The sequence below is a fragment of the Candidatus Baltobacteraceae bacterium genome, from assembly GCA_036559195.1.
GTDB lineage: Bacteria > Vulcanimicrobiota > Vulcanimicrobiia > Vulcanimicrobiales > Vulcanimicrobiaceae > JALYTZ01.
In genome coordinates this window covers 1-12,503 of the sequence record DATBTN010000079.1, presented here as the reverse complement: position 1 = coordinate 12,503, position 12,503 = coordinate 1, and the positions used below count along the sequence as shown (strand labels likewise).

The following is a 12,503-nucleotide window of genomic DNA, read 5'->3' as shown; positions in this document are numbered from 1 at the left end:
ACCGCGACAACGCCGCCGCGTTTGCCGTGGCCGGCGAGATCGGCAACGAATACTGCCTGCGCGTCACCGGCACGATCCGCCCGCGGGTGTCGGTCAACGACAAGCTGAAAACCGGCACGGTCGAACTGGTGGCCGACGCGGTGGAGGTGCTCAACGCGGCGAAGGACCTGCCCTTCGCGATGCACGAGAACCCCAACGAAGACCTGCGGATGACCTACCGCTACCTCGACCTGCGCCGGCCGGAGATGCAGGCGATGATGCGCAAGCGCATCAAGCTGGTGCAGGCGCTGCGGCGCTACCTGGATGCGCGCGGCTTCCAGGACATCGAGACGCCGATCCTGACGAAGCCGACGCCCGAGGGTGCGCGCGATTACCTCGTGCCAAGCCGCGTGCACGCGGGCGAGTTCTACGCACTGCCCCAGTCGCCGCAGATCTACAAGCAGCTCCTCATGGTGAGCGGCTTCGATCGCTACTTCCAGATTGCCCGCTGCTTCCGCGACGAGGACCTGCGCGCCGATCGCCAGCCGGAGTTTACGCAGATCGACGTCGAGATGTCGTTCGCCACCCAGGAAGACGTACTCGAACTCATGGAGTCGGCGATGCGTTACGTGTGGAAGCGCGTGCTCGATGTCGACTTGCCGCCGTTTCCACGCCTCACGCACGCGCGGGCGCTCGCCGCTTACGGCAGCGACAAGCCCGACCTGCGCTTCGGCCTGGAACTTGCCGACGTGGGCGACCTCTTCGCGCAAACCGAGTTCGTCGTCTTCAAATCGGTGCTCGAAACCGGCGGCGCGATCGTCGCGCTGCGTTATCCCGGCGGCGCCGCGCTCTCGCGCCGCGATTTCGACGCACTAACGGAGCTTGCGAAAACGGCCGGCGCCAAAGGAATGGTCTGGATCGCGTACGGTACCGACGGCATCAAGAGTTCGGCCGCGAAATTTCTGAACGACGAACTCGTCGAGAAAATCGCGGCGTCGGCGGCGGCCGAACGCGGCGATGCGATATTACTCTTTGCCGATGCGCGCGATCTCACGCTCGACGTAGCGGGCCGCATGCGAAACGAAGTCGGCGAGCGTTGCGGGTTGCGCGACCCCAATCGCTACGCCTTTGCGTGGGTTACCGATTTTCCGCTCTTCGAGATGGACGAGGAGACCGGATCGCCGGCGCCCGCCCATCATCCGTTCACCGCGCCGGGCGAGGGCGAGTGGGAGCTGCTCGAGAGCGAGCCGATGAAGATGCGCGCGCAGCACTACGACATGGTGCTCAACGGATTCGAACTGGGCAGCGGCTCGATCCGCATTCACAAGCCGGAGTTTCAGCGCAAGATCTTCGCGATGCTGGGATTGAGCGACGAAGCGGTCGAGGATCGATTCGGCTTCTTCGTGCGGGCGCTCGATTACGGCGCGCCGCCCCACGGCGGGATGGCGCTGGGCATCGATCGGATCGTCATGCTGGCCGTCGGCGAAACCAACATTCGCGACGTGATCGCGTTCCCGAAGAATCAGCTCGCACGCGACGTTATGATGGACGCGCCCACGCCGGTTCCGGAACGCCTGTTGCGCGATCTCGCGCTGCGGAGCACCGCCCCGCCTCGCGATTTGGCTGCAGCGGCCGATACTAAGGAGTGATGGATCGTCTGCCGCTGGGCCGCCTGGGGCTGACCGCGCTCGTAATCGGCGCGGCGTTTTTCGCACTTCCCGCCGCGCGCACCACGGCCGCCGCTTCGGCGTCGTGTAAAGATTTGGATTACCGCGGCCAGGGCGGCGTCGAGTACCGCATCCTCTTCGCGCGCAACGCCGCGGTGCAGCAGTACCTGCTCGTCTCGAGCTCGCACAACCCGGAGCTCGACAACGACGTTCGCGTGAAACTGGAACGTCGCTACGGCCAAGAAGCCGTGAACGCGCCGCCGCTAAAGATCACGAGCTTTCGCAAAGGCGAAGGCGCGATGATGGTGCCGGACAAAGCGATCGATTCCTGCGGCCGCATCACCCACTTCCACTAGGGATCGGCCGTGACGAGCTCCAGGCAGCACGTTTCGGAATGAGCTGACGTTCTTCTTGTCATCCTGAGCTTGTCGAAGGACGAGCTTGTCGAAGGACGAGCTTGTCGAAGGACGCGGCCCGTTCCCACTCGGCTTCAACCCGCATCTCGAACTCCCCCGGGCCGAAAGAACTCGTAGGTGCCGGTCGCGAGGAGCCCGAGCAACACGCCGAGCGCGACGATGCCGAGCGAGATCGCGAGTTGCATGCGGCGCGATTGCCAGTGCAGCACCGTTGCCTGCGCGAACTCCACGCCGTACCTCGACAGATACCGCGAACAAACGCCGGAGGGCGGATCGGCGTGCCACGCCTGCGCGAGGCCGCCTTCAAACGTCGTCGTGGAGAATGCGCCCCCGCAGGCGCTCACGCGCAGTTCGTGTGCGGGTTCGTAGCCGCGACGCACGTACGGGGCGACATCGAATGGCCGAATCATGCCGAGTTCGAGCGACCGCGCGGCGATTCCATCGCGCCGCGGCGCGTCGCTCGCTACGCAGACCGCGGTAAAGGGCTCGCCGCGAAGCGAAAAGGCGAAACGATAGTATCCCGATTGGATCGGTGCGCCGATAGCGGCGCCACTCGCGTCGCTGCACGCGGTAACGCCCGCGAGAATGACCTGCCCCCGCAGCGGCACGGAAACGCTGCCCGCGAACTGCAGTTGCACGCGCGTACCCGCATCGATCGCGCTTAGCGTCGGCAGGTGAAGCGGCGCCGTGCTGAAGACGCCGGCGAAGATCGCCGCCCGCGAACCTCCGGCGGCGGAGAAATACAGCGCGAGCGCGGCCAAGCACGCGAGGCCGGCGAGAGCGATGCCGATCGACTGGAGCGCGTAGCCTTTACGCATCCAGAAGCTCGCGCGCGCGGGTGAAGACGGCATCGAACATCGGCACCGTCAGGACGCCCGTATTCGTGTTCTGGCGGCTCGGATGATACGACGCGATCGCGGTGACGACGCGCTCGCCGTTTCGCGCCTCGATCTCGACGCCATGCCCGAATGGCCGTTTCTCGAAAATAAACGCACGCTCCGCAAGCATTTTAAGGACCGCGTTCGTACCGATCGCGCCCAGGCCGACGATGACCCGCAGCCGCGCGAGCGCGTCGAACTCCTCGAGCAGATACGGAAAACAGTTGCGTAACTCTTGCGGCGTCGGCTTATTTGCCGGCGGAGCGCACCTCGCGGCCGCCGTGATGATGCAGTCGCGCAGTTCGAGGCCGTCGTCGCGACCGATCGAGACGGGACGGCTCGCGAACCCGGCGCGGTAAAGCGCGGGATAGAGAAAGTCACCCGAAGCGTCGCCGGTGAACGCGCGGCCCGTCCGGTTGCTGCCGTGCGCGCCTGGCGCGAGCCCCACGAGCATCAGCCGAGCCTGCGGATCGCCGAAGGCCGGGACCGGCTTTCCCCAATACGGCAGGTCGCGATGCGCGCGCTTCTTTTCGAGCGCCACCCGCGCGCAATAGGCGCGCAGTTCGGGGCAGCGCGTGCACCCCACGACCGTTTGTGAGATCGATGCGATCGAAGCAGCCTTGCTCATGCGTCCTTTATTCAAGCAACTGATCGCGGACGAAGTCAACGAACATCGATACCGCTGGTCCGTGCGAGACTTTGCGGCGAACCAGCGAGATCGTGCGCACGAGCTTCGGGCGCAGCGAGAGCATCGCGATCTTCGGCCCGGCCGGGCGCGCGATGGAGCGAGGGAAGAGCGTGACGCCCAATCCTTCGGCCACGAGCGCCCGCACCGTGATCGAGTCGGAACTCTCGAACGCGACCCGCGGGTCGAAGCCGGCTTCACGGGTGAGGCGATGCAGCGTCCGCGTGAGCGCCGAGCCCGGCCGAAAGACGATGAACGGCTCGGCACGCAGTTCCGCGATTTCGACGCGCTTGCGCTCGGCTAGCGGGTGGTTCGTCGCGACCGCGATGGCCAGTTCGTCGGTGTAGAGTTTTTCGAAACGCATATCGCGCAGCGCGCCGGCGCCGGTCTCACCCATGTCGCCGATGGCCAAATCCATCGTCGCGTCGCGCAGGCCGGCGATCATTTCGGGTGCCAGACTCTCGCGCAGCGCGACCTCGACCCCCGGATAGCGCGCGTGAAAGCGGCCGAGAATTTTCGGCAGCGTATACTCTGCGAGCGATTGATTCGTTCCCAGCACGACTCGCCCGCGCAGGCCGCCGGCGTAGGCGCTCATTTCTTGCGCGGCCGTTTCCACTTCGGCGACGATGCGCGAAGCCCGCGTCAGAAACGCGCTGCCCGCGGGCGTCAGGCTCACCCGCCGGTTGGTGCGCTCGAGGAGGCGCACGCCGAGCTCCCGCTCGAGCGAGGCGATCGCCTGCGAGAGCGCGGGCTGGGCGATCCCGAGCTCTTCGGCCGCGCGCGTGAAGTGCGCGTGGCGCGCGGCCGCCGCGAAGTACCGAAGCTGGCGCAACTCCATGATACGTACAGCTTATCATTCTAAGTCAAATAATCTATTGGACGTATCGTCACCGTTCGTGCGACACTACGGAATATGGCAGCCATCTCTTTGCCGCTGGACCGCCGCGGCGTCTCGACGCTGAGCGTCGCCCACGTTCTAAACGATCTCAATCAGAGCGCCCTGCCGGCGTTGCTCCCGTTTCTTGTCGCCAAGGAGCACGTGTCGCTGGCCGCGGCCGCCGCGCTGATCCTGGCGATGAATCTCAGCTCGTCGGTCGTACAGCCGCTCTTCGGCTACATTTCCGACAAACGATCGCTCGCATGGGTCATTCCGGTCGCCGTCCTGGTGGCATCGTGCGGAACGGCGGCGATCGGGTTGCTCCATTCATACGCGGCGATGTTCGGTGCCGCGACGATCGCCGGTATCGGCATCGCGGCGTTTCATCCCGAGGGGTCGCGCTACGCGAGCTATTGCTCGCGCGGACAGCGTGCGACCGGCATGGGCTGGTTTTCGCTGGGCGGTTACGGCGGCTTCGCGCTCGGGCCGATTCTGGTCACGCCGACCGTCCTGGCCTTCGGCATGCGCGGCACCGCGCTGCTCGTCGTGCCGGGGATCGTCGCGGCGATCCTCATGTGGAACGAGCTTGGCCGTTTCAAGCACTTTCGCAAACGCGCGTTTGCGAGCATCAAATCGTCGCCGTATCTGCGAGACGATTGGGCGGCCTTCGGCTGGCTGACCGCGGTCGTCAGTCTTCGATCCACGGCGTTCTTCGGGTTGGTAACCTTCTTACCGCTCTTCGTTATCAACGTGCTGCACGCGGGGGCGACCGCCGGAAACGCGGCGCTCAGCCTCATGCTGGTTGCCGGTGCGCTGGGTACGGTCAGCGGCGGACGTCTGGCCGATTTTTACGAACGCCGGACCATCGTAAGCGTTTCGATCGCCGCGATCGCGCTCTTCACCGCTGCGGTCGCGCTTGCCGGCGCACTGCACGCGCCGGCGTTCGTGCTGCTCGCATCGATCGTCGCGCTCGGCTTTGGAATGGCGCTCTCCGCAAGCGTCCTCGTCGTGCTCGGCCAAGAGTATCTGCCCAACCGCATCGGCGTAGCGTCGGGCGTTACGCTCGGGCTTGCGGTGAGTGTGGGCGGGATCGGGGCGCCGATCTTTGGGCTCATCGGAGATCGCTTCGGATTGATCGACGTCTTCGTAACGATCGCCGCCATCGCGCTGCTCTCGTTTCTCGGAACGTTTCTGATGCGGCGGTCGCGCCCGTTCGGCCTCGCGACCTTTGCCGAGGCGAAGGAGGCTGTAAGCTAATCGCGGCCCGAAGAGATCGGGCATGCAACCACAATACGACGCGATCATCGTTGGAGGCGGCCACAACGGGCTCGTAACCGCATGTTACCTGGCCCGCGCAAAGTGGAAGGTGCTCGTGTTGGAGCGTCGTTACGTCGTTGGCGGCGCGTGCGTGACGGAGGAGACGTTCCCGGGGTTTAAGGTATCGACCGCGGCGTACGTCAATAGTCTCTTTCGCCCCGAGATTATCCGCGATCTGCATCTGGGTTCGTACGGCTTCGAAGCGGTGGAACGCAATCCGGCATCGTTCTCGCCGTTTCTCGACGGCCGATATTTGATGCTCGGCGCCGACAAAGCGACCGACGTTGCCGAGATTGCAAAGTTCAGTCGAAAAGATGCAGCGAATTATCCGAAGTACGAGGCGATGCTCGAACGGGTCGCATCGGTCGTCGAGCCCACGCTCACGAAGGTTCCACCCAACGTCTTGCGCCCCAAGGTTCGCGATCTCGTCGAGATGGGCAAGATGGGCCGCGCGCTGCAAAAATTGGGACCCGCGATGGGCGAGGCGATCGAAGTCCTCACCGGCGCCGCGCGGCCGATTCTCGATCGCTGGTTCGAATCCGAGGAACTCAAAGGGACGCTCGCAACCGACGCGATCATCGGCGCGTTTATGGCGCCCTCGATGCCGGGCACGGCCTACGTACTCTTCCATCACGTGATGGGCGAAACCAACGGCAAGCGCGGCGTTTGGAGTTACGTGCGCGGCGGCATGGGCGGCCTCACGCAAGCACTCGCGCGCGCCGCAACGGATCTGGGCGTCGAGATTCGCACGGAAGCCGAAGTCGCGAAGATTCTTACGAAGAAGGGGCGCGTGACCGGCGTCGCACTCGCCAACGGCGACGAATTCCACGCAAAACACGTCGCCAGCAATCTCGATTGCAACCTGACCTTTACGAAGTTGCTGGATCCGCAGACGCTGCCGCCGGAGTTCGTTGCCGCCGTCGAGCGCATCGATTACAGCAGTGCGTCGATGAAGATCAACGTCGCGCTCGAAACGCTGCCGAACTTCACCGCGTGTCCGGGGACGCAAGCGGGTCCGCAACACCGCGGAACCGTGCATCTGTGCCCCGATCAGGACTTCATCGAGCGCGCCTACGACGACGCAAAATACGGATATCCCTCGAAAGAGCCGGTGGTCGAATGTACGATTCCGTCGGCGGTCGATCCGACGGTCGCGCCGGACGGCAAACAGCTGATGTCGATGTTCGTGCAATACGCACCCTACACGCGCAAAGACGGACCGTGGGACGAAGCGAAAAAGAACGACTTCGCCGACCGCTGCTTCGATATCGTCGAACGCTACGCGCCCGGCTTCAAGAGCTCGGTGATCGATCGGCAAACGCTCAGCCCGGTCGATATCGAGAGCACGTTCAACCTTACGGGCGGCAACATTTTTCAAGGCTCGATGCCCGTGCACGATCTCTTCATGTTTCGCCCCGTGCCGGGCTTTGCCGATTACCGAACGCCCGTCAAGGGTCTCTACCTGTGCGGTGCGGCCACCCATCCCGGCGGCGGCGTAATGGGCGCCTGCGGCTGGAACGCGGCGCGCGAGATGCTCAAGGGATGAAACTAGTGCAATCCGGGGAAATCGAGGCGCGCGAGCGCAGCGTAGGCGACGATTCCGACGGCGGTTGAAAGATTGAGGCTGCGTACGGATTGCTCGCGCATCGGGATGCGTAAGCAATGCGCGGGGTCGGCGGCGAGCAGCGGCTCCGGGAGACCCTTCGTTTCCTTGCCGAAGACGAGTACGTCACCGCGCTCGAAGAGCGCTCGCGCGTAGGAGGTTTCGGCGCGCTTCGAGAGATACCAGCGCCGTCGCGATGTCGTTGCATCCAAGAATGCGTCGAGTGAGGGGTGCACGACGACGTTGAGATGTTTCCAATAATCCAGGCCGGCGCGCTTGAGTTCGCGATCGTCGATGCGAAAGCCGAGCGGCTCGACCAAATGCAGGGCGCAGCCCGTCGCCGCGCAGAGCCGCGCCACATTGCCGGTATTGGGTGGAATCTCCGGCTCGACGAGCGCGATGTGCAGCGGCGCATCCGCGACGCGTTCCATCGACGTGAGCCGATCGTCGGGCTGCATCAGCGATCGACGAGCGCGACGAAATCCAAGCCGAGCGGGGCGACCGCATAGGCGACGCCGTTGTTGCGTTGCCACACGCGCTCGAGCGCGGCGCGCGGATAGACGGCACGCAGATTCGGATGTGCCGGATCGTTGACCGCGCAATCGCCGTTGGCGGTGAAACCGCAGAGCACGACCAGATGTCCGTCGGATTGCTCGAGTGGTGCGCCGGGCAGTTCGCCGTCGCTCCAGCTATAGGAGATCGCAATCGGTATGCCGGCCTCGATGAATCGCTGCGCTTGATCGAGATTCTGCAGATACACCACCGCGGCGCGCAAACCGAGGCTGCCGCTAAAGGCCACGTTGAAGGCCCAGTTGCCCGTTCCGTTGTACGCGCGATCGAAAACGGCGCGCGCCGTCGCGGACACGTCGTAATCCAACCCGAAGTAGGCGTTGAGCATCGAAAGGCTGGTCGGACTGCACCAGCCGCGCTCGCCGTCGACGACGTATTGCGAGCGGGCGGGAACGTCGAGGATCCGCGCTTGGCCGGCGTACGGCAACGAGGCGCGCGCGTGCGTGGGCGTCGCGAAGGCGAGTGCGTTGAAGCGTACGCCGTCGGCGCGCACCTCGACCCCGTCGAAGGGCTGCGAACTGCGAATCACGTCGATTTCGACGGTGAGATCGCCGTGGACGGGGCTGTGCGATTGGCGACCGTCGGCGGTCCATTCGACGTACGGCAGCCACGGGGTTGCCGGAACGCCGGCGCGGAGCAATCGAATCTCGATCGCGCCGCGTTCGGCGAAGGTGTTCCAGCTCAGTACGCCTTCGCGTGACGGTTCGAACGCGAGGGCGGCGCCAGACTCGATGTCGGAACGAAGCGCGAGCGGAATGTTAGATCTCCCACTGCCAGGCGTTCCAGGTGTCCTGAATAAACGCGGCTGGTTTGTAACCTTTGAAGTCGCTGTTCATGGCCGTGTACGAGTTCTCCCAATAGAGAACGACGTTGGGCACGAGCACGTGCATGCGCTCCTCTTCTTTTTGGTAGAGTGCTTTGCGCGCCGCGCGGTCGAACGTGCGTTTCGCGGCCTCGGAGTACTTGTCGACCAGCGGATCGTCGAGCCAACTCGTATTCGCGCCGTGGGGCGGAATGAACGCACTGCCCCAGAGCCCGGCATTGTCGGGATCCGCGCCGTTGGTCTCGATCGACCACTCGAGATCGTACTTCCCGCTGTAGATCGGGCCGTTCTGTGCGAAGAGCAGGCTGACCGGATAGTTGCGTACCGTGAGATTGATACCGAGCGGTTTGAGCTGATTCTGAATCGCGACCTCGGCCTCGGCGTTTTCCTGATTGGTGTTGTTGGTCGAGATCGTTAGGTCCATCGCGAGCGGGCCCTTGTGGAGCACGCCGTCGCCGCCCATCGTCCAGCCGGCTTGCGTGAGGAGCTTTTTGGCGCCGTCAATATCGTGCTTGTAGCGCGGAATCGTCGGCGCCGCCCACGACTTCGGGAACACGTCGGTCACGCCTAGTTGATTGTAGCCATGATAGATCGTATCGTTGATGCGCTTCCAGTCGATGGCTTCGGCGAGTGCGAGCCGAACGCGCACGTCGCGCAACTGCGGCTTGCTCATGTTGATACCCATATGGCGCCAATTTCCAACCAGCGTCTTATTGATCGTAATTCCGTGAATCTGCGAGAGTGCGGCGATGTGATTTTCGTCAACCGAGGGATAGACGTCGATTTCGTGCGTCTGCAGTTGCTCGAAAAGCGTGTTGACGTCGGGGATCACCTTCCAGAGAATCTCTTTGAGCTTCGGCGCGCCGCGATAGTAGCGCGGGTTCGGAACGAAGACCAGTTGGCTGCCGTGATCCCATTGCTTGAGCAGAAACGGGCCGCTCGAAATCGGATGGCTATTGAACGGAGCGTTGTTGATGTTCGGCAGGCCGGCGAGCAGATGGGCCGGCAACGGCGGATAGGCGGAACCGCCGAATGCGAAGATCCCGAGCACCGCCGCATCCGGCTTCTTAAGCCGGATGACGATCGTGTAGTTGTCGGGCGCGGCTGCCGTCGCAATGTTGTCCCAGCCGAGCAGCAGCTTCGTGTTGTTCGCCGGATTCATAACCGCGTGATACGTGAACATCCAATCGCGTGCGTCGAGCGGCGCGCCGTCGGACCAGACGACGCCCTTGCGCATGTGAAACGTGATGGTCTTGCCGTCTTTACTGATGCCGCCATTCTCGTACGACGGTACCGCGGTTGCGAGATCGGGGATATAGTTGCCCGTTTCGTCGGTTCGCAGCAGCGACGAAAAAATCAGGCCGTCGACTTGATCGGTCGCGTCGGTATGCGCGAACATCGGGTTGAGGCTGTCGGGTTCGTCCTGGCGCCCATAGCGCAGGACGCCAGGGATGGTAAAAGCGTTGTGACCGGCCGCGGTGCCGGTTCCTCCGCTGCCGCCGCCGCTCTTCGCGCAGGCGGTAAAACTCATTGCGAGCAGCAGAGCGAACAGAAGACGAGCGAGTTTCATGCGTGGACCTCGGCCGCGAGCGGCGGGCGTTTGTGAAGCTTGGGGACGATCGCGTCGTAGAGAGCGTGCGGACCGAAACGCACGACGTCGTCGACCGGCAGGCCGGTCTCGGCGCGCGCGCGTTCGATTTCGGCGCGTGCGCGCTCGTCGGAGAGCCCGTACGTGTTGAGCGCGAGTCCGGCGACGTTTGCGGGCTTCACCGTCGCCAAAATGCGCTCGTAGATATCGATCAGGGCCGCGTAGCGCAGAATCGGGGTTCCGTACGTTTCGATCGCCGTACGTTTCACGTCGCAGACGAGGACCAGAGCGTCGGGCGCGGCGCCGAACATCAGCGCCAGCGTGACGGGCGCGTAAGCGGGGTGATTGATGCCTCCCTGACCTTCAACGAAGATCGCGTCGGGCTCGCGCGCCGCGGCCTGCAGCACGAGTTGTTCGGCCGCGCCGGCGGCGAAATCCGAGATAACGCGATCGACGGAGATTCCCCAGCCGGCGATCATGATTCCGGTTTGTCCCGTCGGTACGAACTCCGCGCGTTTGCCGCGATCGCCGGCGGCGCGAGCGAGTTCGAGCATCACCGTCATCTTGCCGACCGCACAATCGCTGCCGACCGCGAGCAGGACGGGCGGCGCTATGTCGTACGCCGCGCCGCTGAAGAGCGGAACCTCGGGCGGTTCGCGCACGTCCCAAATCGCGGCGCCGCTCGCGCGCGCGGCCGCCGCAAACTCCGGATCGTTACCGAGCATGTCGTGTAATCCGCTGACGACTTCGAGCCCTGCGCGCAGGGCCGTCAGAACTTCATCGCGCCAGCTTTGCGGAAGGGCGCCGCCCTTTGGAGCGGTGCCGATCAGCAGCGCGGTGGGAGCGAACGCCAACCCATCGGAGACGCTTGCGACGATCGGTGCCTCACTGGGCAGGTGCGGGAGAACGTCGCGCACGCGTTTGCCCGCGTGCATCGGATCGACGACGGCAACCGTTCGATCCGAACCGTACCGAATGACGCCGTGCGCGGTCTTGGCGTTATCGGCAAACTGCCCCGGAGCGAGAATAAGATAGCGCCTCATGCAACGCTGGCGGTTTGCGCGACGCCCAACCCCGGACCGTCCGGCAAGACGATCTTTCCACGATCGTACGTGATGCCGCTGAAGGGATCGCTCTTGGTGAGAAATGGGCCGTCGATGTCGGCCCAATCGACCAGCGGCGAAATCTGCGCGGCGGCACTTGCGGAGATCTGACTCTCGACCATGCAGCCGAGCATGATTTTCATGCCGAGCGCGCGCGCCGTATGAATCATCGCAATCGCGCCGCGGATTCCGCCGGTCTTCGCGAGCTTGACGTTCACGCCGTCGACGCAGCCGATGAGTTTGGGCAGATCGCGCGCGTCAAGCGAATCTTCGTCGGTGACGATCGGAATCGAGCTGCGCTCTTTAATATAGCGAAGCTGCTCGGGATGGCCGGCCTTGATCGGTTGCTCGCAAAACTCGATGTCGTAGCGCTCGAGTTCTTTGAGCACCGCGACGGCTTGTTCGGCATCCCACCCTTCGTTGGCGTCGATGCGGATCGTTCCGGTATACTTGGAACGAATCAGCGCGATCGTCTCGACCTCCTCGCGAACGTTCCCCAGGCCGAGTTTGACCTTCATCACCGGATGATCGCCGATCTCGGCGACTTTCTGGAGCGTGAGATCCGGATCGCCGATCCCGATCGTAAACGATGTGAGCGGCGTTTTGGCCGGGTCGAGGCCTAGCAACGCGTATAGCGGTTTGCCGCAGTCCTTGCCGATCAGATCGTGCAGCGCCAGATCCAGCCCGCAGCGCGCGGCGGGTGGGATCGCACTCGCGAGCAATTCGTCGAGCAGGTAGGGATTCGAACCGCGAACCGGATGCTGCGCGAAGTAGGTCATCACGCTCTCGACCGATTCGCCGTAGCGAGGAATCGGAACCGATTCGCCCAGTCCCTCGCGATCTTGCCAATTCAGGTGAAAGACGGCGGTGCGCGCAACCTCCTCGACGCCGCGCGCGATTTTGAAGGGGTGGACGAGCGGAAGTTCGAGCTTCTCGATGGAGAGCGTGAGATCTGTCATAGCAGTCGCATTCAACCCCGCAAACGCGCTTCCTCGAA

12 protein-coding genes are annotated in these 12,503 nt (G+C 64.0%); 4 read left to right on the top strand and 8 right to left on the bottom strand.

All coding sequences use genetic code 11. The features are described from left to right. Both aspS and VIG32_12460 read left to right on the top strand, forming a co-directional pair. Window positions 1-1,628 (top strand): aspartate--tRNA ligase (aspS, locus tag VIG32_12465; protein HEY8298820.1); only part of this gene is annotated, 1,628 nt, incomplete at its 5' end. Next, window positions 1,628-2,002: a hypothetical protein gene (locus VIG32_12460; protein ID HEY8298819.1), complete on the top strand. Its 375-nt coding sequence runs from the start codon at window positions 1,628-1,630 to the stop codon at window positions 2,000-2,002. The genes aspS and VIG32_12460, both read left to right, overlap by 1 nt. Before the next feature lie 134 nt (window positions 2,003-2,136). Here VIG32_12460 and VIG32_12455 read toward each other — a convergent pair whose 3' ends face one another. Genes VIG32_12455 through VIG32_12445 form a run of 3 tightly spaced genes read right to left on the bottom strand, consistent with a single transcriptional unit; the run spans window position 2,137 to window position 4,463 of the window. Beyond that, window positions 2,137-2,913, bottom strand: a complete 777-nt coding sequence (locus VIG32_12455) for a hypothetical protein (GenBank protein ID HEY8298818.1) — start codon at window positions 2,911-2,913, stop codon at window positions 2,137-2,139. After that, complete coding sequence (locus VIG32_12450) at window positions 2,873-3,568, bottom strand: uracil-DNA glycosylase (GenBank protein HEY8298817.1); 696 nt, start codon at window positions 3,566-3,568, stop codon at window positions 2,873-2,875. Before VIG32_12450 ends, VIG32_12455 begins: the two co-directional genes overlap by 41 nt. Before the next feature lie 7 nt (window positions 3,569-3,575). Next, entirely contained in the window at window positions 3,576-4,463 is an 888-nt protein-coding gene (locus VIG32_12445) for a LysR family transcriptional regulator (protein ID HEY8298816.1), read from the bottom strand. A gap of 75 nt (window positions 4,464-4,538) precedes the next feature. Here VIG32_12445 and VIG32_12440 point away from each other — a divergent pair, with 75 nt between their 5' ends. After that, a complete protein-coding gene (locus VIG32_12440; protein ID HEY8298815.1) occupies window positions 4,539-5,759 on the top strand; it encodes an MFS transporter in 1,221 nt (406 codons plus the stop codon). A 22-nt stretch (window positions 5,760-5,781) separates the two neighbouring features. Next, window positions 5,782-7,365 (top strand): NAD(P)/FAD-dependent oxidoreductase, encoded by a 1,584-nt coding sequence (locus VIG32_12435; GenBank protein ID HEY8298814.1) that lies wholly within the window; start codon window positions 5,782-5,784, stop codon window positions 7,363-7,365. 2 nt (window positions 7,366-7,367) lie between these two features. Here the strand turns inward: VIG32_12435 and VIG32_12430 are convergent, their stop codons facing one another. The 5 genes from VIG32_12430 to VIG32_12410 all read right to left on the bottom strand — a co-directional run. Continuing rightward, entirely contained in the window at window positions 7,368-7,880 is a 513-nt protein-coding gene (locus VIG32_12430; GenBank protein HEY8298813.1) for a tRNA (cytidine(34)-2'-O)-methyltransferase, read from the bottom strand. After that, entirely contained in the window at window positions 7,880-8,632 is a 753-nt protein-coding gene (locus tag VIG32_12425; protein HEY8298812.1) for a C39 family peptidase, read from the bottom strand. Before VIG32_12425 ends, VIG32_12430 begins: the two co-directional genes overlap by 1 nt. A 118-nt stretch (window positions 8,633-8,750) precedes the next feature. Beyond that, window positions 8,751-10,385 carry a peptide ABC transporter substrate-binding protein gene (locus tag VIG32_12420; protein HEY8298811.1) on the bottom strand — a complete coding sequence of 545 codons (1,635 nt, stop codon included), beginning with the start codon at window positions 10,383-10,385 and terminating at the stop codon, window positions 8,751-8,753. Further along, window positions 10,382-11,446 (bottom strand): DUF1611 domain-containing protein, encoded by a 1,065-nt coding sequence (locus VIG32_12415; GenBank protein ID HEY8298810.1) that lies wholly within the window; start codon window positions 11,444-11,446, stop codon window positions 10,382-10,384. Before VIG32_12415 ends, VIG32_12420 begins: the two co-directional genes overlap by 4 nt. Then, a partial coding sequence (locus tag VIG32_12410; protein ID HEY8298809.1) for a dipeptide epimerase occupies window positions 11,443-12,503 on the bottom strand: 1,061 nt, incomplete at its 5' end. The genes VIG32_12415 and VIG32_12410, both read right to left, overlap by 4 nt.

What these genes read in the sequence shown, in the direction of transcription:
- VIG32_12420 (HEY8298811.1), bottom strand. Translation starts at nt 10,385, where the DNA reads ATGAAACTCGCTCGTCTTCTGTTCGCTCTGCTGCTCGCAATGAGTTTT.
- VIG32_12460 (HEY8298819.1), top strand. Translation starts at nt 1,628, where the DNA reads ATGGATCGTCTGCCGCTGGGCCGCCTGGGGCTGACCGCGCTCGTAATC.
- VIG32_12445 (HEY8298816.1), bottom strand. Translation starts at nt 4,463, where the DNA reads ATGGAGTTGCGCCAGCTTCGGTACTTCGCGGCGGCCGCGCGCCACGCG.
- VIG32_12415 (HEY8298810.1), bottom strand. Translation starts at nt 11,446, where the DNA reads ATGAGGCGCTATCTTATTCTCGCTCCGGGGCAGTTTGCCGATAACGCC.
- VIG32_12430 (HEY8298813.1), bottom strand. Translation starts at nt 7,880, where the DNA reads ATGCAGCCCGACGATCGGCTCACGTCGATGGAACGCGTCGCGGATGCG.
- VIG32_12450 (HEY8298817.1), bottom strand. Translation starts at nt 3,568, where the DNA reads ATGAGCAAGGCTGCTTCGATCGCATCGATCTCACAAACGGTCGTGGGG.
- VIG32_12435 (HEY8298814.1), top strand. Translation starts at nt 5,782, where the DNA reads ATGCAACCACAATACGACGCGATCATCGTTGGAGGCGGCCACAACGGG.
- VIG32_12440 (HEY8298815.1), top strand. Translation starts at nt 4,539, where the DNA reads ATGGCAGCCATCTCTTTGCCGCTGGACCGCCGCGGCGTCTCGACGCTG.
- VIG32_12455 (HEY8298818.1), bottom strand. Translation starts at nt 2,913, where the DNA reads ATGCCGTCTTCACCCGCGCGCGCGAGCTTCTGGATGCGTAAAGGCTAC.